The following is a 24157-nucleotide window of genomic DNA, read 5'->3' as shown; positions in this document are numbered from 1 at the left end:
GGTCAACGGTACCGGTGGGGCGAGCCCGCGTGTTCGCACCCGACACGCCCGTCAGGCCAGGTTCGACCGCCGCGGGTAGGCGACCGTGGGGTCGGTGAGCACGTTGACGACGGCGGGCAGGCCGCTGGCGAAGGCGCGTTCCAGCGCCGGTCGCAGCTCGCCCGGCGCGGCGACCAACTCGCCGTGCCCGCCCAGCGCGCGCGCCACCTCGTCGTAGCGGGTGCCCGGGCGCAGCTCGGCCACCACCGAATAGCCGTACAGCTGCTCCATTGGATGCTTTTCCAGCGCCCAGATCCCGTTGTTGCCGATCACCGAGACCACCGGCACCCGGTGGCGGACCAGGGTGTCCCATTCCATGCCGCTGAAGCCGAACGCGCCGTCGCCCTGCAGCAGCACCACCTGGCGCTCCGGCCGGGCCAGCTTGGCGGCCAGCGCGTAGCCGGGTCCCGACCCCAGGCAGCCGAAGGGGCCGCTGTCCAGCCAGCAGCCCGGCCGGTAGCTGTCGATCACCCGCCCGGCGTAGGAGCCGAAGTCGCCGGCGTCGATGACGACGATGGCGTCGCGGTCCAGCATCGGCGCCAGCTCCGCGTACACCCGCATCGGATGCAGCGGGACGCGGTCGTCGGCCAGCTCGGCCTGCTCGGCGGCGCGCGCCGCCGTCTCGGCCGTGCGCAGTTCGTCGATCCAGTCCCGGTGGTCGCCCCCACCCGCGGTGGCCAACGCGGCCAGGATCGTCATCAGGTCGCCGTACAGCTGCGCCTCGACGGGCCGGGGATGCTTGCGCTCGGGCGCCACCCGGTCGGCCACGATCAGCCGGGTGTGCGGCCCGAACACCGCGCCGAAACCGAGCCGGAAATCCATGGGCACGCCGACGATCAGCGCAACATCGGCCTCCCCCAACGCTTTTCCGCGAACGCGGGAGAAGGCCAGCGGATGGTCGGCGGGCACCGCCCCGCGCGCCATCCCGTTCATCAGCACCGGGATGGCCAGTTCCTCGGCCAGCCGCAGCAGGGCCGCTTCCCCGTGCCCCCACCAGACGTTGGTGCCCGCCATGATCACCGGCCGCTTCGCGCCGGACAGCAGGCCGGCGGCCCGGCCCAGCGCGGCGCCGTCGGGTTCGGGTTCGCGCGGCAGGTCGACGAGTGCCCCGGGGCGGCCGTCGTCCTCGGCCATGGAGAAGACGTGGTCCATCGGGAAGTCCACGAAGCCCACGCCGGACGGGGCGCCGACGGCCGCGCGCAAGGCGTCGTCGACCAGCCGGCCGGCGTCGGCGGCCGATTGTGCGGTGGCGGCGAAACGGGTCAGCGGCGCCACGAACGGCACGTGGTCGATCTCCTGCAGCGAGCCCATGCCCCACCGCTGCGCCGGCGCCCGGCCCCCCAGCACCACCAGTGGCGAGGAGTTCTGTTGCGCGGCGGCCATCGCGCTCATCCCGTTGGTGACGCCGGGTCCGGCGGTCAGCGCGGCCACCCCGGGCAGCCGGGTCACCTTCGACCAGCCCTCGGCGGCGAACGTCGCGGTCTGTTCGTGCCGGGTGTCGATCAGCCGAATGCCTTCGTCGCGGCAGCCGTCGTAGATGGAGAACAGGTGGCCGCCGGACAGCGTGAAGACGGTGTCGACACCGCCGGCCCGCAGCCGGCGCGCGACCAGCCGGCCGGCGTGCAGGGTCGGTGCGGGGGTGGCGTCACTGGTCATCACCGCAGCCTATCCAGATCCGTCCGGTACCTTCGCCGAAGGATTTCAAGTTGAGGAGAGTCCGACCACCTCGACCGTAAGGAGACGCCGACGATGGGTGCCAAGCCGTTCAAGCCGTCGATCGACTGGTCGGCGGCGTTTGTCGATTCCTTGCGGTGGCTGGCCATAGCGTGGGTGATCAGCGCCGTCTGCCTGTTTGGGGTGCTGCTGGCGTTCCGGTTCCTCACGCGCTGGGGCCGGCAGTTCTGGCGGATCACCCGCGGTTACTTCGTCGGCGCCCACAGCGTGCGGGTGTGGCTGATGCTCGGCGTGCTGCTGCTGTCGGTGCTGCTGTCGGTGCGGCTGAGCGTGCTGCTCAGCTTCCAAAGCAATGACCTGTACACGGCGCTGCAGAAGGCGTTCGAAGGCATCGCGTCGGGCAATGACGCGGTCAAACATTCGGGGATACATGGCTTTTGGGTATCGCTCGGCATCTTCTGCCTGCTGGCGGCGCTGTGGGTGACCCGCTTCATGGCCGACGTCTATCTGACGCAGCGGTTCATCATCGCGTGGCGCATGTGGCTCACCGCGAACCTCACGGACGACTGGCTGGCGGGCCGGGCGTATTATCGGGACCTGTTCATCGACAACACGATCGACAACCCGGATCAGCGCATCCAGCAGGACATCGACATCTTCACCGCCAACGCCGGCGGGACGCCGAACGTCCCGTCCAACGGCACGGGCAGCACGTTGCTGTTCGGGGCCGTCAACGCGGTGGCCTCGGTCATCTCGTTCACCGCGATCCTGTGGAAGCTGTCCGGGGACCTGAACCTGTTCGGCTTGGTGTTGCCGCGCGCGATGTTCTGGACGGTGCTGGTGTACGTGTTCATCGCGACCGTCGTCGCGGTTTGGCTTGGGCGCCCGCTGATTTGGCTCAGCTTCAACAACGAGAAGTTGAACGCCGCCTTCCGTTATGCGCTGGTGCGGTTGCGGGACGCCGCGGAGGCGGTCGGGTTCTACCGCGGCGAGCGCGTCGAGCGGGCCCAGCTGTGGCAGCGTTTCACGCCGATCATCGCCAACTACCGCCGGTACGTGCGCCGGACCATCATCTTCAACGGCTGGAACTGGTCGGTGACGCAGATCATCGTTCCGCTGCCGCTGGCCATCCAGGCGCCGCGACTGTTCGCCGGCGAGATCGCTTTCGGCGATGTGACCCAGACGGCCACGGCGTTCAACAACATTCACGACTCGCTGTCGTTCTTCCGGAACAACTACGACGCCTTCGCCGCCTTCCGGGCCGCGATCATCCGTCTGCACGGCCTGGTGGACGCCAACAGCAAGGGCCGGGCGCTACCCGCCATCCTCGTCAAACCCAGCGAAGAGACGGCGGTCGAGCTGCGCGGTATCGAGGTGCGCACCCCCGAGGGAGATCAGCTGGTCGACTCGCTGGACATCCAGCTCGACGAGGGCGACACGCTGGTGATCACCGGACGCTCCGGAGCCGGCAAGACGACGCTGCTGCGCAGCCTGGCCGAATTGTGGCCGTACGCCTCGGGAACCCTGTGCCGGCCCGACGGCGACAACGCGACGATGTTCCTGTCGCAGTTGCCCTACGTGCCGCTCGGCACGCTGCGCACCGTGGTGTGCTACCCGAATTCGCCGGACAGCATCGCCGATTCGCAGCTGCACGAGGTGCTCACCAAAGTGGCTCTGGCGCCGCTCATCTCCCGGCTGGACGAAGACCAGGACTGGGCCAAGGTGCTCTCCCCCGGCGAACAGCAGCGCGTCGCGTTCGCGCGCGTCCTGCTCACCAGGCCCAAGGCGGTCTTCCTCGACGAGGCCACCTCGGCGCTGGACGAGGGGCTGGAATACGCGCTGTACCAATTGGTTCGGGCCGAGCTGCCGGGGTGCGTGATGGTCAGCGTGAGCCATCGGCCCACCGTCGAGCAGCACCACGACCAGCAGCTGCACCTGCTCGGCGGCGGCCCGTGGCAGCTGAGCCCGGTGGAAAAGGAGCCCGCGCGGGTTTGATGCGCGCCTACCCTTTCGCGGCGCGCCGCGCCGCGTGCGCTCCGGCGCCGGGTTTGATGCGCGTCTACGCTTTCGCGGCGCGCCGCGCCGCGTGCGCTCCGGCGCGGCGCCCGAAGAACGAACCCTCACCCAGCTGCGTCCCGCTGGCGTACCCCTTGCCGTCCTGAGCCAGGTTCGACGCGCACGCGCCGGCGGCATACAACCCGGGCACCACCGAGCCGTCGGCCCGTTGCACCTCGCCGTCGACGCTCACCGCCAGGCCGCCGATGGTGAACCCCGAGTACATCGCCCGCCCGAGCGACAGGTCGAACACCGCCCACGGTCCATTGTCTTGTGCAGCAAGGTATTCCGGCTGCTTGTGGAAATCCGGGTCTTCGCCTGCGGCGGCGAACTTGTTGTAGCGCTCCAACGTCGCGGCCAGGTTGCCGGCCGGAATGCCCAGCGCGGCTTCCATTTCCGCGATCGTCTCGTAGCCGTCGAGGAACCGGATCAGCGGCATCTCCGGCATCTCGGTGTGCGCCTCGTCCACGATCAGGTATGCGGTTTGCTCCGGCTGCTCCAACACGAAAGCCGAAGTGCGCGAATGATAGGAGTCCTCGGCGACGAAGCGCTTACCCTCCTTGTTGACGATGATCCCGGTCAGCAGCACCTCCGGCGGGTAGGCGGCCGCGGTGATGAACAGCTCGTCCATGTGCTTGGTCGCCCCGCCCGCCGACACCCCCATCCGGATGGCCAGCCCGTCGTCGTGCGGATTGCCCAGAATGTACGGCGCCACCAGGCCGTGGTGCTTGGTGCGCCGCGGCTGGCCCAACGCCGGCGTGTGCTCGGCCACCATCTGCGGATTCATCGCGAAGCCGCCGGCCGCGAGGATCACCGCGTCGGCCTTGACCGCGCCGGTCTCGGTGAAATGCTTCCAGGCCACACCGACCACGGCGCCGTCGTCGTCCACGATCAGGTTGGTCGCCCCGGTCTCGTAACGGATCTGCACGCCCAGCGCCTCGGCGCGTTTCACCAGCAGGTCGATCACCATCGCGGCCCCGCCCAGCTCCCCGGGCACCGGCACGGAATGCCCGCGCGGCGCCGGCTTGGCCTGCTCGCAGAACGGCCACACCTTCTCGTTGCCGGTGTAGCTCAGGCCCTCGGTGCCCGGCGGGACGACCACCTTGCCCGGGTAGTAGCTGCGTTCGAACTGAAAACCCAAGTCTTCCAACCAGTTGAAGTGCTCGACGCTGCCCTCGCAGTAGGCGCGGATCTTGTCCAGCTCGGGCTCCCGCGACACCGCCACCAGGTACTTGTACATCTCCTCGGCGGAGTCGTCGTGACCGGTCGCCTGCTGCACCGCCGTGCCACCGCCGAGGTAAAAGTGGCCCCCGGCAAGCGAAGTGGTGCCGCCGGCCGCGGCCGCGCGTTCCAGCACCAACACCCGCGCGCCATCGGCCGCCGCGCTGACCGCGGCGCAGCCGCCGGCAATGCCGAAGCCGATCACCACCACGTCGACGTCGTCGGACCACGACGTCACGTCATGGGCACTGACAGTTGCCGGTATCTCGGTGCTCATTGGCGCCATTCCTCCTCATCGCCGTGCCGCGCGTCCGCGCGGGCGCGGCTCACCGCTGCTGCTGTTTGATGTAGTCGTAGAACGCCCGCATCTCGGGCGCGATGTAGGCGAACTCCACGAACGGAACTCCCGCCTGCGGCGCCGAGACATAGGCGAAGTGGATTCCGCCGGGCATCACACCCTGCTGCACCACCGGGGCGCCCCGCTCGCCGGCCCGCGCCAGCGCTTCGGCCAACTGCTCGGGGCTGTCGGCCTCGACGCAGATGTGGTGCAACCCCGGCCCGCCATCGGACAGAAAGTCACTATAGATGTTCTCGCCACGTACCGGTTGGATCAGCTCCAATTGCATGTCGCCGAGATAGCTCAGCGAGATGCTCGCGACGAAATCGGCGGGCTTACCCCGGTAGCTGCAGGCATCCGCAGCAAAGTGCACGTCCGGTATCCGCACCCACTTGCGCACACCTAACAGGCCGGTGAGGGCCGTTTCGGTGGCATCCAGGTCGCCGGTGACCCAGGCGATCTGCGTCGGCGACTGCACGGGAAGCGTCATCGTCTCGCACAATAGTCGAGCCGCCGGGCGGCCAGAAAGGACCCGAAAGAATTTGCCATGCCGATCCGGTCCGAACCGGGAAACCGCGGGTGAACACGTTCTAATTCCGTGCTCCGCGGCCCGTGACCGGCCGTGGCCGGATCAGTGCCGGGTCAGCACGTCGACCAGCAGCCGCAGCTGCGCGTCGAAGACGGCTTCCACATCGGTCAGCGTGTCCGCCCCGTACTGCCCGAACACCTCGAGGCTGATCGCGCCCAGCACCCCCGCCCACAGCAAAAAGCACTTGGCGATCACCAGGTCATCGCCCGGGAAGCCGAATTCGTGCCGGATCCGTTCAAAGTCGGATGACATCGGTTGCGGCGCAGGGTCATTGGTCAGCCGGATATCGCCGGTGGTGATCCCCGCCGCCACGGCGTCGAACAACGCCGCGACCACCCGGGTGCCGGCGGCAACGGTGCGTTCGGGGGGCGCGTGATACCCGGGAACCGGGCTGCCGTAGAGCAGGGCCCAGCATGCCGGGTGCTCGACGGCCCAGCGCCGGGTGGCGCGCGCGATGGCGATGACGTCGTCGCTCCACTGTTCGCCCGCGGTTTCGCGGGCCCGGTCCACGGTGTCGGCCAGGTCGGAATAGGCGTCCACCAGCAGCAGGGTCAGCAACTCGTCGCGGCTGGACACGTAGCGGTACACCGCCGAGGACACCATGCCCAGGTCGCGGGCGATGGCGCGGACCGACAGCCCGGCCGCGCCCCGGTCCACCAGTTGGCGGCGACCGAGTTCGATGATGCGCGCCTCGATCTGCTCCCGGGACTGCTGGCGTTTGCCCACCCGGTCAGTCTGACACAACCGAGAACACCGCTCTTGCTTTCCCGACCGCGGTGTGGCAGCGTGTTCGAAATGGAGAGCACCGCTCTCTGGCATTGCCCCGGGATTCGCTGAGAGGACGGCGCCCATGTCCACCCGATACGAAGAACCGAACCGGGCCGCCCGCGCCGCCAACGTGGTGGTCCGCTTGCTCGCCGACGCGGGCGTCAGCATCGCGGGCACCCGGGCGCTGCGGGTCCGCGGCCGCAAGACCGGGAAGCTGCGCGCGGTGGTGGTCAACCTGCTCACGGTGGACGGGACGGACTATCTGGTCTCGCCGCGCGGCAACACCCAGTGGGCCCGCAACGTGCGGGCCGCGTCCGTCGTCGAGCTGGGTCCGCGCTGGCGCCGGCGACGCATGCGGGTCAGCGAGGTCGACGACGCGGCCAAGCCGCAGCTGCTGCGGCGTTACCTCGACCGGTGGTACTGGCAGGTCAAGGACTACGTCGCCGGGTTGACCCCGGACAGCAGCGACGAGCAGTTCCGCGCCGCGGCGCCCACCATTCCGGTGTTCGCGCTGACGAAGGCGGGCTGAACGGGCCTATCCGGCACTCAGCGCGCGTTGTCGCGCACCCCGAGGTCTTCGCGGACTTCCTCCGACGTCGCCTGCCACGACACCGCGGCCGGATACTCCCCCCACACGCTGTTGAAGATCCCGACGATCTGTCCCGGGCCGCCGCTGGGGGCCAGATACACCGGCCCGCCGGAGTCGCCGTTGTGGCTCTGCACCCCGTGCGACATGGTGAACCAGCCGTTGTTCACGCTCTCCACCGTGCCGCACGTCTCCCCGGTGATCACCCCGAAATGGCAGGCCGGCTGCCCGGGCGTCAGCGCCAGCCCGGGGTCGGAGACGAGCGGCCGCCCGCCCGGCAGGATGTTGTTCGCGGTGACGCCGTTGTCCAGCACGATCGCCTCGTAGTCGTTGATCACCTGACTGGTCGACACCGTCGTTCCGCTGGGGGTGTTGTCCCGGAAGGCCGCCATCCGCCCGATCACCGTGCCGCCGCGGTCGGTCACCACTCCGCCGCCGCCCCGGCAGTGTCCGGCGGTGAACGCGATCTTCAGGCCGGGGTCGACGTAGCCCAGCGTGCAGACCCGGTTGTCCTGCCGTATCTCCATGCCCGGATACACCATGACGTCGGCTTTTGCCGCCGACGCGGGCAGCGTGGCGGCCAACGCTGTGACAGTGATCGATGCGGCGAAGGCGCGTGTTGCCAGGCGATGCACCATGAACTCCGATCCATCGGGCCAACTACCGACGGGAGGTCGAGGTTACGGCGTAACCGTCCTCCACGCTCAGCTTTTCGCGCCGGTCAGCGCCGATGTTACAGAGAGGTCACGACGGGCGCGCCGGCCGCGGTTCGGCCGGCGCTGCGCGGTGCCCAGCCGGGCGGCCCGAACACGTAGCCCAACCGGTCCCGCAACCGGCTCGCCGACCTCCATTCGCGGGCGATGGCGACGTATTCGCGGGTCTGCAGCGTCCAGACGTTGAAGGTGTCGACCTGCTTGGTCAGGCCGTAGTGCGGGCGGAACAGCTCGGCCTGGAAGGTGCCGAACAGCCGGTCCCACACGATGAGGATGCCGCCGTAGTTCTTGTCCAGGTACACCTTGTCCATGCCGTGGTGCACCCGGTGGTGCGACGGCGTGTTGAACACGAACTCGAACGGGCGGGGCAGCTTGTCGATCCGCTCGGTGTGGATCCAGAACTGGTAAATCAGGTTCACCGAGAAGCTGAAGAACACCATCCACGGCGGAATCCCCAACAGCGGCAACGGAATCCACATCAAGATCTCGCCGCTGTTGTTCCACTTCTGGCGCAGTGCGGTGGCGAAGTTGTAGTACTCGCTGGAGTGGTGGGCCTGGTGCGTCGCCCAGATCAGCCGCACCCGGTGCGCGATCCGGTGATAGGCGTAGTAGAGCAGGTCGACGCCAAGAATCGCGATCGCCCAGGTGTACCAGCGGGTCGCCGGAAGGTGCCACGGTGCCAGGTAGGCGTAGATCGCGGCGTAGCCGAACAGGGCCAGCGTCTTCCAGCCCGCGGTGGTGGCCACCGACACCAAGCCCATCGAAATGCTGGTCAGCGAGTCGCGGGTCTGGTGCGCCCCCGGGGCCGGACGGGCGGTGAGGTGTTCCAGCTTGCGGGCCGCGGTCCATTCGAGCGTCAGCAACAACAGGAAGAACGGAATGGCCACCAGCACCGGGTCGCGCAGCTGCGGCGGCCTGCGCGGTCAGGTAGCCGGACAGGGCGCTCACACCGGTAAGCGTACGACGAACGCCGCGGCGCTCAGCGCCGATCGTCGGACGCCTGCGCCTCGTCGCCGGCGTACCACTGGACCGCCCGCACACCCGGTTGCAGGGACAGTTCGGCCACCAGCCGCTCCAGCCGGGCCGGGGCGTCGCCGTTCATCAGCAGGTGCGCGGTCAGGGTGAGCTCGTCGTCGGCGGGATGGCCGGTGTGGATGCCGCGCAGCGTGATGTCGTTGCCGCCGGCGTGCTGGACGATCTGGGCGCGGGCGTACTTCTCGTGTTTGGGCCGGCACACCACCTGCACCAGAAACGGCAGCAGGCTTTCGTCTTCGTCGGCGCTGCTGTCCCGGTCGATCAGCCGGCCGAGCGGGCGTCCCAGCAGATGAATCCCGATCACCGTGCCGGTGCCGATCGCGGCGAACACCAGATGTCCGGACGCGGCCAGCACGCCGATCGCCGCCGAACACCACAGGGTGGCGGCCGTGTTGAGGCCGCGGACGTTGACGCCTTCCCGCAGGATCACCCCACCGCCCAGGAACCCGATGCCGGACACCACGTAGGACGCCACCCGGGTGGGGCTGGTGTCCGAGGTGGCGGCGGCGTAGAGGACGAACAGTGTGGCGCCCGCGGCGACCAGCGCGTTGGTGCGCAATCCCGCCCGACGGGCGCGCCATTGCCGTTCCAGCCCGATCAGGGCGCCGCAGCCCACGCCGACGCCCAGCCGGAGCAGGAAATCGAGGGCGCTCAACGTCTCCACGACACTCTCCTTCCCGGGTGCGAGGCGGCGAAGAAGGGAGCTAACCAAATCCGGGTTAACCGCAAGTGGAGCCCAACCCAACCGCCGACGTCGGGAGCGATCCCCGGCGCGCGGCGAATCTCAGGCTAACCGCCTTTGGGCGCGAGATGGTGGGGGCAGTAGGCGTTCGAGGCGAGCGCCGCGAATTGGGCGGCGCCGTCCATCGTCATGCCGGGATTCTGGTCCTTGATGTCGGTGACGACCTGAAGCCCCGTTTCGCCCCGGCCCATCAACCCGCACACGGCCTTGGCGGACGCGATGACCTGGACCGGGCTGCTGTAGGTGATGCCGGACTGGTCGAGGCTGGCCAGGAACGCGGCGTCGTCGCCCTGTGGGTCGGCGCGCGCGGGCGCGGCGTATCCGAGTGCGGCGGCGCCGATTCCGAGCAGCGCGAGCACGCGTTTCATGCGCTTCCCGCCGGCCCGGCGTCGGGCAGGGTCACGGTCGGTTTGCCGCCGCTGGACACGTGCACCGCATGGATGCCGGGCTTTTTCGACAATCGGTCGAGCAGGTCGTCGAGTCCGGCCTTGTCGACGTTCCAGTGCTGCACGGCTTCCGGTTGCCGTTGCAGCTTGGCGATGACGTCGTCGAGTTTGACGGGTTCGGCGGGCTTCGCCGCGCGGACCCGGACGCCCCGGCCGCTGCCGACGTGCGGCGCCACGGCGCCGAGGGCGCCCCCGGTGACGCTTCCCAACGCCATCTGGCCGAGCAGGCCGGCCGGGATCCCGGCGGCCGGGGCCGCGGCCGCTGCGGTGGCCGGCGTCAGGCCGCTGGCCAACCGGATGGCCGGGGTCGCCGACGCCCAGGTCGGCGGCACCGACAGCCTGCCCACGGTGTTCGCCTCGCCGACGCCCACCGAGACGGCGCCGGTCAGACCGGCGCCGGCCGACCGCAGGCCCAGCCCGGCGCCCAACGCGGACTTCGGGATGTCCAGGCCCTCGACGGGGAGCTTGTAGAACATCTTGAACTCGGTCATGGCGAGGTTGATCGGGCTCATGCTGTCGTTGGCGACCGTGCTGAACCGGCCGATGTCGGCGAGGATCCCGAAGGTGTTCTGCCATGTCGTGCCCGCCAGCGGGGATCCCGTGAGGGTGTTGAGCACCTGGTCCCAGAAGTCCATGTATCCGCGCGACGCGTTGCCGAGCGCCTCGAGCAGCTGGCTGATGATGCCGGACGGCGGGGCTGTGGCGTCCGCGGCGGCGGTACCGGCCCCCCGGCCGGTGGCCTCGCCCAGCGCAGCCGCCTGCGCGGCGATTCCCGCGTCATTGGTGGTCTTGGGCGGCTCGGTGAAGGGCGCCAGGCGGGTGGCGGCCGCCGACGCGCTGGCATAACCGAGCATCGCGGCGGCGTCCTGGGCCCACATCTGCCCGTACTCGGCCTCGGTGGCGGCGATCGCGGCCGAGTTCTGCCCGAAAACGTTGCTGGCCGACAACATCGCGAGCCGGGCGCGGTTGGTCGCGATCTCGGCGGGCGGAACCACCGCCGCGAACGCGCTCTCGAAGGCGCTCGCGGCCGCCGTCGCCTGCTCGGCCGCCGTCCTGGCATGCGCCGAGGTCGCCGACAGCCATGCGACGTAGGGCGCCGCCGCGGCGGCCATGGCGGCCGCCGACGGGCCGGCCCAGGCCTCGTCGGCCAGACCGTTGACGACGGCTGCGTACGACGACGCGGCGAACTGCAGTTCGGCCGCCAGCGCGTCCCACGCCGCGGCGGCCGTCAACATCGGTCCGGCCCCCGGACCCGTGTACAGCTGGGCGGAGGTGATTTCGGGTGGCTGCAGCGCGAAGTTCATCGGATCGGCCCCGCTCGAGATGTCATGGTCTGGCCCGTCAATCCGCCGGCACCACGATGATCGTGGCGGTCGTCGCGGCACCGTCGGCGGCCGCAGCGGTCGCGGCGCCGGTGGTGCCGTTGCCGACGGTGCGCACCCCCGCGCCCGCCAGGGCACGTCCGGCCAGACTCGCCGCGGCCATTTCGCCGAACACGGCCCCGCCGACGCGGGCATCGCCGCGGCGGTTGCCGAGCTCGCGGCCGGCAGCACCGACGCGACCGTCCTCAGGACGGGGGCGGCGGTGGTCCAGCCCGGCGGCACCGACAGGGATCCGACCAGGGTCGAGCGGCCCATCGACCCGGCCACGCCGCCGGCGTCGGGGGTCACCGCCGAGACGTAGCCGCCCCGCAGCGGCGCCAGCGGCGACAGCCCACCCGCGATGGCTTTGCCGCCGCCCAGCAGTTCGGCGACGCCCGGCGCGTTTTGGGCCAGACCCAGCGCCTGCAGGGACAGCAGCCACCACCCGCCGGGCAGGATGATCGCCCCGATCGGGCTGTAGGCGCCGGTGACGGCGGCGAAAAAGGGCCGCAGCGCGGCCGTGATCGGATAGATGGCCTCGATGATCGACGCCGCGGGCGTCGCCGCCGCCGCCGAAGGGGTCGTCGCCAGGCCTTGCAGCATGGTGGGCGTCACGTCGATCAGGGTCGACAGCTGGGCCGGGAGGTCCGACGCGGCGCTCTGCGCGACTGCGGCGGATTGCCTTGCCGCCGCGGACGATTCGGTGGTCCGCGGCGGTTCGGTGAAGGGCGTCAGCTCGGTGGCTGCCGCCGACGCGGCGGCGTAGGCGTACATCGCCGCCGCATCCTGGGCCCACATCTCGGCGTACTCCGCCTCGGCCGCCGCGATGGCCGCGGTGTTCTGGCCCAGGATGTTGGTGGCGATCAGGGTCATCAGCAGGCTGCGGTTGGCGGCGATCACCGGCGGCGGCACCGTCGCCGCGAACGCGGTCTCGTAGGCCGCGGCGGCGAGCCTGGCCTGCGTCGCGACCTGCTCGGCCTGGCCGGCGGTTGTCGTCGCCCAGGCGATGAAGGGCGCGGCCGCGGCGCTCATCGACGTGGCCGCCGGCCCCAGCCAGGAGCCGACCGTCAGGCCGGCGATCGTCGAGGTGTAGGCCGCCGCAAAGGAATACAGTTCGGCCCCCAGCGCATCCCATGCCGCGGCGGCGGCCAGCAGCGGCCCCGATCCCGCGCCCACGTACATCCGTCCTGAATTGACCTCTGGTGGCAGCGCCCCGAAGTCCACCCGTTGCCTCCCGTCCTGCTCTGGGCGCCAGGGTAGGAGCGGAGATGGGGTCGTCCCGCCAACGAGCCGCGGCTCAAATGGAATTCATCAGATCGGCGGTGAAGGATATGGATTTTCCATGGATTCACCCGCCGCACCGAGCCGTCGGTTGACGCCGGCGTGCATCGCCTGGCGCCGAGCGTGGCGTCGCCTAGCCTCGCCCCGCCTGGCGCCGAGCGTGAAACTAGGCGCACGTTCGGCGGCGAGCGTAAAACTAACTTCACGCTCGCGCGGCGTTCACGCTCGCCGCGGCGCTCGCGCTAGCTTCGGTTAAGTTGCTGCGGGCAATAGTATTTCGCCGCGATCGCGAGGAACGACGTGGCGTGATCGTTGGTGAGCCCGGGGTTTTGGCTCTTGAGCTCGTCGAGCAGCTGCGGACCCGATTCGCCGTTGCCCATGGACACGCACACCGCTTGGGCGAACTTGATCGCGCCCTGCGGCGTCGCGTAACCGATGCCGGCGCTGCGCAGCGACGCGAGGAACCCGGCCTCGTCGACGCCCGGATCGGCCTGCGCCGGCGGGGCCAGCGCGATCGCCGCCGCGACGCCCACACCCAGCAGCAGCCTCATGACCCGGGATCGTCGCACGCCGCAACGACGGACCCGCCAACGGCAGAGTTGTTGGAGGGCAACCACATTCGCCCTTCTGGCGGCGCCGGTCAGGCCTTGGAGAGCTGGTGGGGGCAGTAGTATTTCGCGGACAGCAGGGCGAAGTTCGATGCCATCTCCATGTCCATTCCGGGATTGTGGGTTTTCACGTCGTGCACCACCTCGAGCCCCGGCTCGCCGTTGTTCAGGCACGAGCACACGGCGCGTCCGGCGGCGACGGCCGAGCCGGGACTGCTGAAGCTGAAGCCGGCTTGCTGCAGCGCGGCGACGAAACCCCCGTCGTCACCGTCGGGCACCGGTGGCGGATCGGCATGTGCCGGCGCGGCCAGCCCGATCGTGGCGCCGATCATGGCGGACGCACCCAGTGCCGCGAGCAGTCGTTTCATCACGTGTCACCCTCCTGAACTCTGATTGCCTTGCCGCTCAACCCAACTGGGCATCGGCCGGCAGGACCTTGGACTTGTCGCCCTTTTTCAGGTGCACCGCGTGGATCCCCGGTTTCTTGGCCAGCTGCTCGAGCAGCGCGTCCAGGTTCTCCTGGTCCACGTTGTGGTGCTGCACGCTCTCCGGCTGCTCGGAGATCTGTGCGACAAGGCGTTTCAGCTGTTCCGGCGATTGCTTGTCTTTGAGGTCCTTGATGGCGGTCATCCGGTTGCGGACGCCGCCCCGCACCATGGTGGGCCCGCCGGAGCCGACCGCGCTGCCCAGCATCCCGGCCAGCCCCATCGAACTGAACAGGCTGCCCTCGCCCAGCGCGGCCGCCGGCACTGCCTCGGCCCCGGCGGCCGACAGCGCGGCGGCGACGGTCCGGATCGACGGCGTGGCCGTGGCCCAGCTGGGCGGGATGGACAGCTTGCCCACCAGGGTGCCGGCGTTGCCCATCCCGGCGACCGGGCTGATCGCGCTGTACAGCGTGCCGCGGCCGAAGCCCAGGGCGCCCAGCCCGGCCCCGAGCGCGTCCTTGGGCAACGCGCCGTAGCCGATCGGCGGGGCGAACTTGAGCCACTGCGACAACGGGAAGTTGACCAGCAACCCGACGTCGTTGAACTGGGTGGTCAGCCCCAGCGGCACCTTCACGGCGTTGTACATGCTGGTGTAGAAGCTGGCCCCGCCCGGGACGGTGTTGAACAGATTCGTCATGAAGGTCTGGTACAGATACGCCAGGTTCGCCGGGCCGGAGAACGGGCCGCTGTAGGGCAGCGTGGTGCTGGCCGCGCTGGCCGCGGTCTGGGCGACATTGGCGGCCGGGGTGCTCGCCGCCGACGACACCGCGGCGGCCTGCATCGGTTGGGCCGCCTCGTTTGTCGTCTTGGGCGCCGGGCCGAACTCCGTCAACTTGCTGGCGGCGGTCGCCGACGCCGCGAAGTAGGTGTCCATCGCGGTGGCGTCCTGCGCCCAGAACTCGCCGTACTGGGCTTCGTTCGCGGCGATGGCGGCGGTGTTCTGCCCGAAGATGTTCGTCGCCACCAATTGCGCCAGCAGGGCGCGGTTTTCGGCGATCACGGCGGGCGGCACGTGCGCGGCGAACGCGGTCTCGTAGGCGGTGGCCGCCGCGGTGGCCTGGGCCGCGGTTTCGGCGGCCTGCGCGGCGGTCTGCTGCATCCAAGCCACGTACGGCGCGGCCGCCGACGCCATGGCCAGCGACGACGGCCCCACCCAGGGCCCGGCCGTCAGGCCGGACAGCACCGACGAATACGACGCCGCGGCGGACTGCAATTCGGCGGCCAGGTTCTGCCACGCCGTCGCCGCGGCGACGAACGACCCCGCACCCGGACCGCTGTACATCCGGCCCGAGTTGAACTCCGGCGGAAAGGCCCCATAGAACATCTCTGCTGCCCCCTACCTGGCCGCGCGACGGGAAAGCGATTGGCGGCCAATCGGTTTGGTCTCGGTAATCATGGTGCTCATTCCTCGATGCACGGGATCACGATGATGGTGGCGGCGGCCGGGTCGGCCTCGGCGGCCACCCCACCCAGGGAGTTCGCGGCCGAGGCGGCCCGCCGACCGGGCGAGTGGCGGCCGCGGCGACGGCGCGGCCGGCCAGGCTGGACAGGGCCATCTGGCTGAACACGCCCTCTTCGCCGGCCATCGCGGCGGGTGCCGCCGCCATGTTTCCGGGCAGCACCTGGGCGAGGGTCCGGATCGCCGGGGCGGCTTCCGTCCAGCCCTGCGGCACCGACATGGTGCCGACCAGGGCGGCCTTGCCCATCGACCCCGACACCTGCCCGCCCCGACCGCGGAGCTCAGCATGGGCTTGACGGCGTTGCCGCCACTGGCCAGCGGTGCCAACGCCCCCGAAATCGCTTTCGGCCCAGCCAAATACGCCGCGGCACCCTGCCCGTTCTGGCCCCAGGCGTAGGCCTGGCCGAACGACAGGAACGGGCCGCCGGGGATGGTGCTCCATGACTGCGGCGAGTACACCCCGGTCACCACCGACCAGAACTCGTTCCAGTTGGTGATGAAACTCGGCGTCGTCAGCTGGGTCGACGCGGTCGTCGTCGAGGCGGCATTGCCGGCCGCCTGGGCCGCCGGCTGCGCGGTCGCGCTCAGCTGGGACAGGTGGGCCGCGGTGTTGGAGCCGGACTGCGCAGCGCTCTGGGCGACCGCGGCCGACTGCAGCGGCCCGGCCGACTCGTTGGTGGTGCGCGGGGGCTCGGTGAACGGTGTCAGCTGGGCGGCGCTGGCCGAGGACGCCGCGTAGGCGTACATCGCGGCCGCATCCTGGGCCCACATCTCCATGTAGTGCGCCTCGGTGGCGGCGATCGCCGGGGTGTTCTGCCCCAGGATGTTGGTGGCCACCAGCGTGGCGAGCAGGGCCCGGTTGGCCGCGATCACCGGCGGCGGCACCGTGGCGGCGAAGGCTGTCTCATAGGCGGCGGCGGCGAGCTTGGCCTGGGCGCCGGCCTGCTCGGCCTGCGCGCCGGTGGCCTGCAGCCACGCCACATACGGTGCCGCCGCGGCCGCCATCGCGATGGACGAGGGCCCGGTCCACGGGCCGGTGGTCAGCGTCTCGACGGTCGAGCCGTACGACGCCCCGACGCTCTGCAACTCCGCGGCCAGCTCGTCCCACGCCGCCGCGGCGGCCAGCAGCGGGCCCGAACCCGCGCCGACATACATCCGCCCCGAGTTGTATTCCGGCGGATAGGCACCGAAATCCAGCATTTAGGACCTCCCCCACCCCGCGCCACGCCGAGCACCCCGCCCCTCGCCCCGCAGCGACGAATTCGCGACGCCGAGTGAATTCATCGAAAGCGCTTTCAAATACATGCGCGCATTCCGCGCGTTGAAGACAGCAAGCCCCTACTCTCCTAGCTGTGCACCGGCGTCACCACGCCGGACGAAGGACCAGTCAGCCACGCTGCTAATGCACAGACAATGCTGCACAAAAGTTATTCAGCGGGCGTTCCCGTCAGGTAAACCCATGTAAAACATCGATGTCGCGGCCCGCCGTCGCGTGTGAGAACACGCGGACTGAAGGCCCAGCTCAGTGGCGCAAGTCACTCGATCAACGCGCTGTGGGCAGCATCCGACCACGGGCCGATCCCGGTGAACAATCGGTTATCGATTCGACGGGAAATGCTCGCGATTCGGCGTCATCGCCGATTTATACAATTGGCCGGAAAGCCATCCTTATTGCGCCCGAAATGCGTAACCTTGTAAACCTCCCGTCTCGCTTATCTCAGCGACGGAGTTCTGGCATTGCGGTTGCCTCGCACACCCCTGAGCGACCCGGCATCACCGGGGTGTGTCGCGCATCTTCAGTCGATGCTCATCACCATTTCGGTGAAATGCGATCGACCGAAAATCGAGCCGACAGCGCTGTCGGTGACGTCCCCGGTCGTGCGGCCGCACGAGCGCGGCGACGTCCTCTCATACGAGTAGACGCGGCCAATCTGCCGTGGCACTGATTAGTTACTGACAGTTTCCTGTACGGCAATAACGACGTGGTCAGATCGATTTCGGGCGGCGGGAACGCGTCGGTTCGGGTGTCTCGCGACATTGCCGGTGTGACGGAATTTACTGAATTGCCGTTGGAGAAAACCGGCGCCGTGTAGCGCACTGCGGGCCGGGCCGGGGTGGCGGTACGTACCGCCCTAGCTATTGCTGTGCGGGTTCGTGCCGCCGTCGCTGATCGACAGCCGCTCGGGACAGTAGGCGCCGGCGGCGGCCTGAACGAACAGGGCCGCCTTTGCCGTACTGAATGCGGGGTTGAGCTCATGGACATCACGGATGATGTCCAGCTCCGTGGTGCCCGAGCCGGCCAGGTCGCACACCTTCTGGCCGGCCCTTATCGCGCGGGCGGGGTCGGGATAGGTGATGCCGGCCTTGTTGAGGGCGGCGAGGAACGCGTCGTCATCGGAATCGGCGTGCGCCGGTATCGCCATGCCCACCAGGGCGGCCGCGCCGGCCAGCAGCGCTAGGGCTCTCATGTCGCGACCTCCCGTCCTCACCCGGCGGCCGGCGGGCGGCCGATGATGCGGGGGCGGAACCCGTACATCGGCTCGGAGAACTCGTCCTCATGCGCACCGGGGAGGCCCGCCAGCGGCACCCCCGGCATGCCCACTGCCCCAGCCTCTTCCATCACCATCGGGGTGGCCGAGCCGAAGCCGTGGTAGGCGCCCAGGCCGACCTGAGTCGTCGCCGCCAGCGGCGTGATCGCCGCTCCGGTTGCACCCCAGGTCGGCGGAACCGACAGGGCCCCAACCAGACTCGCCTGCCCCACCTCCGCCGCCGCTGCCGCACCGGGCGCGGCCGCCGACGCCAGGTTCGCCGTGTCGCCGAGCCCGGCCGCCAGCACGCCCAGTCCCGACGTGGTGGAGTCGACGGCGTTCAACGAGTTGATGGAGTTCATGTTGACCGCCGCGTCGACGAACGAGGTCGGGTTCAGCAGCCCGCTGGTGGTGAAGGCGTTGGAGAGGTTGGCGACCGAGGCGTTGTTCAGGAAGCTTCCCAACACATTCCCGTCGGATCCATCCAAAAAGTTCATCAGTCCCGCGAGCCCGGGCTGGCCGGGTCCGTTGGTGTTGGGCGCCAGGCCGAGCCAGGCGAGCAAGCCGCCGGAGGGATCCCCGCTGCCGGCGTCGTTGGCGGCTTGGGCGACCGTGTTGGCCTGGGCGGCAATGCCGTTGGCGGCGGTGTCCGGGCGCGGCGGGGTGAACGGCGTCAGCTGCTGGGTGGCCGCGTTCGAGGCGCTGGCATAGCCGGTCATGGCGGCGGCGTCCTGCGCCCACATGTCGCCGTATTGGGCCTCGTTGGCCGCGATCAATCCGGCGTTCTGCCCGAAGATGTTGCCGGCCACCAGGTTCGCCAGCTGGGTGCGGTTGGCCGCGACGACGGCCGGGGGCACGGTCGCGGCGAACGCGGCCTGGTAGGCGGCGGCGGCCGCGTTTGCTTGGGCCCCGGCCTGCTCGGCCTGCGTGGCGGTGGTGTGCAGCCACTCGAGATACGGCGTGACCGCCGCCGACATCTTCGCCGCGGACGGTCCGAACCAGCCTTCGCCGGTGAGCGTCGCGATCGCCGACTCGTAATCTGTTGCGGCGGAGCGTAATTCAGCGGACAGGGCGTTCCAGGCGGCCGCGGCGGCCAGCATGGATTCCGAACCCGGGCCGGAATACATTCTCGCCGAGTTGACTTCCGGCGGCAGTCCCGCGTAGATCGACATGACATCTTCTCCCGAGTTCTCAGCCGGCGGCCGGCGGACGTGGCATGACGACGGGCCGGAAACCGTATTTGGGGATGGCGCGGCGAAGTCGCCTGCCGGTGCCGCCCACCGGCCCCGCGACGCCCCCGGGGCCGCCCGCCGCCGGCGCCGCGTCGGTGAGACCGGTGACGCCGGTGGCGGGCACGGCGGCTTGACCGGGGTTGATCGTCGCGGCGTTGGCCCAGCCCTGCGGCGCCGACAGCGACCCCACCAGCTGGGCGCGGCCCATCCCGGCGGCTACCGGGACCGATCCCCCCCGTGCTGGCCGCCAGGTCGGCGGTCGCGGCGCCTTCGGCGTCGGCGGCGAAGTCCCCCAGCCCGCCCAGTGTGGTGGCGTGCTGCGCGGCCAGGACGCCCTGCACCGAGGAGATGATGAATTGCGGGTTGAACGGGCCGCCGGCGAGGGATCCGTTGACCACGGCGGTGCTGAAGAAGTTGCCGTTGGTGAAGGTTCCGAAGGCCGAGTTGTCCGAACCGCTCAACAGGCCGGCCAGCCCGAACGACGACACCGTCGACTGCACCGTTCCCGCCGGCGCCTGGGCGGCGTTGGTCACCGACGTGGCCTGGGCCGCAACACCTTCCGGGCTGGTATTCGACCGTGGCGCCGTCACCGGTGTCAACCGTGTCGCCGCGGTCGAGGCGACGGCGTACCCGTTCATCGCCGCGGCGTCCTGGGCCCACATCTGGCCGTACTCGGCCTCGGTGGCCGCGATGGCCGGGGTGTTCTGGCCGAAGACGTTGGTGGCCACCAACGTTGCCAGCTGCGCGCGATTGGCCGCCACCACCGCCGGGGGCACCGTCATGGCGAATGCCGCCTCGTACGCGGTCGCCGCGGAGTTGGCCTGCGCGGCCGCCTCTTCGGCCCGGGTGGCGGTGTCGGTCAGCCAGGTCAGATACGGCGTGACCGCCGCGAGCATCGACATCGACGACGGACCGAACCAGTCGGCACTGGTCAGCTCCGAAATCACCGCGCCGTAAGAGGCCGCGGCGGAACGCATTTCGGCAGCCATGGTGTTCCACGCGGCGGCGGCCGACATCATCGGCGCCGATCCGGGTCCGGCGTAGATTCTGGCCGAATTGATCTCTGGCGGCAACGCCGCGAAGTCGATCACGGGTCCCCCTTGAAGGTTCAGCGGGCCGCCGCCGCGTTCGCGGCCTCGGTGGCCGCGTACGATCCGGCGCTGGTCTGCAAGGTGGTCACGAACATCTCGTGGACCGCGGCCGCTTCGGCGCTGACCGCCTGAAAAGCCTGCCCGTGCTGGGCGAATCGCGCCGCGGCCAGCAGCGAGACCGGGTCGGCGGCGGCCGGGACGACGCCGGTCATCGGCGCGGAGTTGGCCCCGGTCTGGGCTGCCAGTGCGGTGCCGATCTGCTGCAAGCGGTCGGCGGCGGCATTCATGGCTTCCGGCTGTGCGGCGACATACATCATCGGAGTGCTCCTGTTCAGGCGCGAGCGAGCCCGAGGGCTCGGGGAGGTTCCGCGCGCGCGTCAGCGCCACCGATCGGCGCGCAGGCGCTCGGAGTAAAGTTGGCTATTTACAAGCCAATTCAGGCAAAAACGATGCCGAGGACGGATCGAAGCGACGTCGTCGTCGATCTGGAGTAAGGACTGTCATCGGGACTCAATCGCTCTCACCTCCTCAAGGCCGCGGCACGCGCGGGTGCCATAGGTTCGCACATGGGGAGGAGCGACCAGCCGAAATAGCCGGGCGCGGCACCCCTCTCGTCAGAGCTTCGGCACCACACGGCGTATCCGGCCGTCAAAAGCCGGAAGCCACTTGGGCTCAACCCTTAATCCGGGAGGAGCTGTCCTGACCCTGGGCGTCTTTCGACGTTCGAGGTCAGTGGCCTGTGTCCGTGCAGACGCCTCACCTAGCGAGGTGCTTGCATTGGCAATGGTGGCACTCGGGGGTCGGCGAGTCAAGCTGATCCACAACGCGATACCAACGGTTCACGCCCACGTCACCTCGGGGGAAGGCTAGGTGGTCTTCTTCTCTGCCACCGCCGCACTGAGGCCCTCGGCGAGGTCCTCGCGGGTCAGCTCCTTGAAACGCAGCAGCTGGCGCTCGCTGAACTCGGTCACGTCGCTGGCCAGCACGGCATCCAGGTCCTCGTCGTCCAGCCGGAAGCTGCGGTGATCGCGCGCCTTCTCCACCACGTTGCGCACGAAGCCGGCGTTGCCCAGCGTGTCGATGCCGCGGATGAGATCGCCGTCCTCCGAATAGCTTTCGTCGAGATAGAACTTGGTGTACGACGGCAGCAGGGCCTGCGCCGCTTCGTCGGTGATGACGTCCTCGTTCTCCTGGCCCATCAACCGGGTCAGCGCGACCAGTTCGTCCGGGGTGTAGCTGAAAAACTCGATCACGGTCGAAAAGCGCCGTCGCAGACCCTGATTCACCTCGAGCATCTTGTCCATGGCCTTGGCGTAGCCGGCGCCGAAGACCACCAGCTCGTCGCGATGGTTCTCCATGTACAGCAGCAAGGTGTTGATGATCGCGTTCCCGTACGGGTCACCCTGCTGGTAGCCCTTCTCGTGCAGGGTGTGCATCTCGTCGAAGAACACCGCGCCGCCCAGGGCGCCCTCGAGCATCTCCTCGGTGTTCTTCTCGGCGTCGGCCATGTATCGGCCCAACAGCTTGGTGCGGCTGGTCTCCACCACCAGCGGCTTGCGCAGCACCGTCAACCCGCACAGCTGCTTGGTGAAAGCCCTTGCCACCGAGGTCTTTCCGGTTCCCGGCGGGCCCAGCAGCAGGGTGTGGCGCGACGTCACCGGCACCGGGAGTCCCATCTTGGCGCGGGCCAGGTTCACCTTCGTCGTCGACTTGATCAGCTTGATCTCGCGCTTGGCCCGCTCCATGCCCAGCATGGCGTTGAGTTCGGCGTCGCCTTCGGCCAGGTACTTGGCCGCCTCCTCGGCGTGGCGGGCGGCTTCGGCCTCGGCGCGGGTGGGCGCGCTGTCGGGGTCCCACGGGTCGGTGCGGGCCTCGATCGTTTCCGGGTCGGTCAACACCAGCCGGTAGGTGGGGTTGTCCAGCGCTTCGCGGGCCGGGGTGAACTTGGGGTCGCGCGAATACACCCGCCGCAGCAGTTCGACGGCCTCGTCCTCGCGGCCCAGGTGCCGCAGGCACATGCCCTGGGTGTACAGGGCGATGTTGGCCGCGCCCGGCACCCGGTCGCCCTCGATGGCCTCCTGGCCGCGGCGCAGCGCCTCCTCGAACACCCCGAGCGAGGCCAGCGCCGTGGTGGCCATGGCCGCCCCGGCGGCCTTCAGCTCGGGCTGGCGCCAGCCCTTGCCCTCGGGGAACTGGTTGAGCACGTCCGGCCACCGGCCGGTGCGGAAGTACAGCACGCCGCGCACGTAGGAGAGCAGCTCTTCGTCCACCGGCTGGCGCGGTTCGACGCCGTCGATCAGTTTGGCCGCCTCGGCGTAGTGCTTCGCCTCGGCGAGCACCACGGCGTAGGCGCACGCCAGCGATTCCACGCTGGTGACGGCCAGCCGCAGGAACAGGCCGTCGGAAACCTCTGGGCGGAACTGCAATTCGGTGACGCCCAGGCGGCGGGTCTCCCAGCCGAACGTGCGGATGGAGGACCAGGCACCGGCCAGCACGTCGAGGCTCTGCTCCCCCGCCAGGATCCGCGCCAGCCAGGCGTCACACATGGTGGGATCCAGGTTGGTGGCGGTGGTGAACATCTGCGCCGCGACCTGTGGATTGTGGCTGGGCTGTAACCCGTTGACCGACACCCCCGATGCCAGCAGGCCGGCGACCATGGCGTTGCGGGCGCCCTCAGCGGTGGACTGCGGCCGCGTCATTGCGCCACGGGTACGCCCGCCGCGCTCTCCCGGGGTGCAGCGAGCGACAGCGACAGCTCGTCATCGTCGGCGCGCAGCGGACGGCTCGGCACCTCCAGCAGCGGCCGGGCGGTCGGGACGGGCAGGCTGGCCCGCACCGCGGCCAGCTGGCGCCCGGTGAGACGGTTCAGCCCCGACGAGATGTTCCGGCGCAGCCGCTTCTCGGTGTGGTAGCGCACCCACGCCGACACGTGCGGCCGGCCGGCGCGGGCGGTCAGCCGGATGGTCAGCACGGTGGCGAAGGTGTCGTCGTCCCACAGCTCCTCGAGCTTGTCGGTGGTGATGTCGGACGGCGACAGCCACAGGCTCGTCACGAACCCGTTGAAGTGCTTGAGGCGGCGCCACCCGGGGCGGCTCCAGGTCGGTTCCAGGTCGGCCAGCACCGCCCGGTCCACCTCGGCGATCTCCTCGGCGGTTAGCGGCCGGGCCGCGCAGGTCAGCCCGTCGAGATCCTGGGCCAGCCGTTCGGTGGCCGCCACCAGCGTCGAGGCCAGCGAATCGCGGGCCGCCACCGCTGCGACGTTGCGCTGCGGGTTCATCCGCAACACCAGCCAGGTCCGGCGAATGTAGGAGGTGGGTTCGTCGCCGACCACGTCCCACTCCTCGGGGCCGAAGTCGTCGAGCTTCGACAGCTCGGCGGACCTGGCGTCGGGACCGCCCCGCCGGACCTTGACCGACACGATGTCGATGTCGTCGAGGTGGATGTCGAACTGGCGCAGCCCCGAGGCGACGGCCGCCACCAGCAGGGTCGGGGACGCGGCGCGGTGCCGATGCCGCGACCCCGTCTCGTCCTCGCCGCCGTTGACGGCGATCACGGAAACGAGTTGGCCTTTGTACTCGCGTACCCCGACCTTGTCGCGGCCGAACCGGCGCTGGTGGTCCAGGGCCGGCGTGCAGCCCGCGGCCAGCGCGGAGCCGGGATCGGCGGACCAGTCCCACAGCCAGGTGGCCAGCCCCGACGCCACCGTGATGCCGTGGTAGGTCACCAGCGACAGCAGCGTCACCAGCACGGCCAGCCCGACGCCGACCCAGAACGCGATGCGATAGGTGCCCTGCCAGGATTCCGGGCAGTGGCTGGCCACCACCATGATCACGATGTCGACCAGAAACACCGTGGTCAGCCGGGGCCACGTCAAGGACAACCCCAATCTGCGCTGAGCCTTCATCAG

Annotated in this window: 18 protein-coding genes, 4 pseudogenes and 1 riboswitch; of the genes and pseudogenes, 2 read left to right on the top strand and 20 right to left on the bottom strand. The window is 69.7% G+C overall.

Annotation, left to right across the window (positions count from 1 at the left end; genetic code table 11):
• Positions 1–51: 51 nt before the first annotated feature.
• A complete protein-coding gene (locus NF20_RS03690; protein ID WP_033713006.1) occupies positions 52–1695 on the bottom strand; it encodes an acetolactate synthase in 1644 nt (547 codons plus the stop codon).
• 93 nt (positions 1696–1788) lie between these two features.
• On the opposite strand from NF20_RS03690, the gene NF20_RS03685 reads away from it, so the two are divergent.
• Positions 1789–3708 (top strand): ABC transporter ATP-binding protein/permease, encoded by a 1920-nt coding sequence (locus tag NF20_RS03685; RefSeq protein WP_033713007.1) that lies wholly within the window; start codon positions 1789–1791, stop codon positions 3706–3708.
• A gap of 64 nt (positions 3709–3772) precedes the next feature.
• Here the strand turns inward: NF20_RS03685 and NF20_RS03680 are convergent, their stop codons facing one another.
• The 3 genes from NF20_RS03680 to NF20_RS03670 all read right to left on the bottom strand — a co-directional run bounded on the left by NF20_RS03680 (position 3773) and on the right by NF20_RS03670 (position 6641).
• A complete protein-coding gene (locus NF20_RS03680; RefSeq protein ID WP_011725118.1) occupies positions 3773–5266 on the bottom strand; it encodes an FAD-binding protein in 1494 nt (497 codons plus the stop codon).
• A gap of 49 nt (positions 5267–5315) precedes the next feature.
• Positions 5316–5816 (bottom strand): VOC family protein, encoded by a 501-nt coding sequence (locus NF20_RS03675; RefSeq protein ID WP_009977032.1) that lies wholly within the window; start codon positions 5814–5816, stop codon positions 5316–5318.
• A 141-nt stretch (positions 5817–5957) separates the two neighbouring features.
• Positions 5958–6641, bottom strand: coding sequence for a TetR/AcrR family transcriptional regulator (locus NF20_RS03670; RefSeq protein WP_011725120.1), 684 nt, complete (start codon positions 6639–6641; stop codon positions 5958–5960).
• 124 nt (positions 6642–6765) lie between these two features.
• Here NF20_RS03670 and NF20_RS03665 point away from each other — a divergent pair, with 124 nt between their 5' ends.
• On the top strand, positions 6766–7212 hold the full coding sequence (locus tag NF20_RS03665; protein ID WP_033713008.1) for a nitroreductase/quinone reductase family protein: 447 nt from the start codon (positions 6766–6768) through the stop codon (positions 7210–7212).
• Positions 7213–7229: 17 nt separating this feature from the next.
• Here the strand turns inward: NF20_RS03665 and NF20_RS03660 are convergent, their stop codons facing one another.
• From NF20_RS03660 to eccE, 16 genes and pseudogenes are all read right to left on the bottom strand, one after another.
• Positions 7230–7907: a hypothetical protein gene (locus NF20_RS03660; RefSeq protein ID WP_033713009.1), complete on the bottom strand. Its 678-nt coding sequence runs from the start codon at positions 7905–7907 to the stop codon at positions 7230–7232.
• A gap of 95 nt (positions 7908–8002) precedes the next feature.
• Positions 8003–8930: pseudogene (locus NF20_RS03655) on the bottom strand (sterol desaturase family protein).
• Positions 8931–8961: 31 nt separating this feature from the next.
• Positions 8962–9681 (bottom strand): MgtC/SapB family protein, encoded by a 720-nt coding sequence (locus tag NF20_RS03650; protein ID WP_033713011.1) that lies wholly within the window; start codon positions 9679–9681, stop codon positions 8962–8964.
• A 125-nt stretch (positions 9682–9806) separates the two neighbouring features.
• On the bottom strand, positions 9807–10127 hold the full coding sequence (locus NF20_RS03645; protein ID WP_033713012.1) for a DUF732 domain-containing protein: 321 nt from the start codon (positions 10125–10127) through the stop codon (positions 9807–9809).
• On the bottom strand, positions 10124–11509 hold the full coding sequence (locus NF20_RS03640) for a PPE family protein (protein ID WP_033713013.1): 1386 nt from the start codon (positions 11507–11509) through the stop codon (positions 10124–10126). The genes NF20_RS03645 and NF20_RS03640 overlap by 4 nt, the downstream gene beginning before the upstream one ends.
• A 132-nt stretch (positions 11510–11641) precedes the next feature.
• Positions 11642–12748 (bottom strand): annotated as a pseudogene (locus NF20_RS28665) (PPE family protein, SVP subgroup); the annotation flags it as partial.
• 341 nt (positions 12749–13089) lie between these two features.
• Positions 13090–13398 (bottom strand): DUF732 domain-containing protein, encoded by a 309-nt coding sequence (locus tag NF20_RS03635; RefSeq protein WP_003876487.1) that lies wholly within the window; start codon positions 13396–13398, stop codon positions 13090–13092.
• Positions 13399–13487: 89 nt separating this feature from the next.
• A complete protein-coding gene (locus NF20_RS03630; protein ID WP_010949249.1) occupies positions 13488–13826 on the bottom strand; it encodes a DUF732 domain-containing protein in 339 nt (112 codons plus the stop codon).
• 34 nt (positions 13827–13860) lie between these two features.
• Positions 13861–15264 carry a PPE family protein gene (locus NF20_RS03625; protein WP_033713016.1) on the bottom strand — a complete coding sequence of 468 codons (1404 nt, stop codon included), beginning with the start codon at positions 15262–15264 and terminating at the stop codon, positions 13861–13863.
• A gap of 77 nt (positions 15265–15341) precedes the next feature.
• Positions 15342–16599, bottom strand: a pseudogene (locus NF20_RS03620) (PPE family protein).
• A 932-nt stretch (positions 16600–17531) separates the two neighbouring features.
• Positions 17532–17867, bottom strand: a complete 336-nt coding sequence (locus tag NF20_RS03615) for a DUF732 domain-containing protein (protein WP_033713018.1) — start codon at positions 17865–17867, stop codon at positions 17532–17534.
• A 17-nt stretch (positions 17868–17884) separates the two neighbouring features.
• Positions 17885–19099: a PPE family protein gene (locus NF20_RS03610; RefSeq protein ID WP_033713019.1), complete on the bottom strand. Its 1215-nt coding sequence runs from the start codon at positions 19097–19099 to the stop codon at positions 17885–17887.
• A gap of 19 nt (positions 19100–19118) precedes the next feature.
• Positions 19119–20250, bottom strand: a pseudogene (locus NF20_RS28660) (PPE family protein).
• A 17-nt stretch (positions 20251–20267) separates the two neighbouring features.
• On the bottom strand, positions 20268–20567 hold the full coding sequence (locus NF20_RS03595) for a PE family protein (RefSeq protein ID WP_033713022.1): 300 nt from the start codon (positions 20565–20567) through the stop codon (positions 20268–20270).
• A gap of 282 nt (positions 20568–20849) precedes the next feature.
• A riboswitch (M-box (ykoK) riboswitch) is annotated at positions 20850–21025 on the bottom strand.
• Positions 21026–21116: 91 nt separating this feature from the next.
• Positions 21117–22949 carry a type VII secretion system ESX-5 AAA family ATPase EccA5 gene (gene eccA5, locus NF20_RS03590; RefSeq protein ID WP_019733544.1) on the bottom strand — a complete coding sequence of 611 codons (1833 nt, stop codon included), beginning with the start codon at positions 22947–22949 and terminating at the stop codon, positions 21117–21119.
• The gene (eccE, locus tag NF20_RS03585) at positions 22946–24154 is read right to left on the bottom strand and encodes a type VII secretion protein EccE (RefSeq protein WP_019733543.1); all 1209 of its coding nucleotides are present in this window, start codon (positions 24152–24154) and stop codon (positions 22946–22948) included. Before eccE ends, eccA5 begins: the two co-directional genes overlap by 4 nt.
• Positions 24155–24157: the final 3 nt, after the last annotated feature.

This window comes from Mycobacterium sp. MAC_080597_8934 (assembly GCF_000523975.1).
Classification (GTDB): Bacteria; Actinomycetota; Actinomycetes; order Mycobacteriales; family Mycobacteriaceae; genus Mycobacterium; species Mycobacterium avium.
Note: the sequence above shows the minus strand (reverse complement) of the source record. Positions and strands in the feature narration are given on the sequence as shown.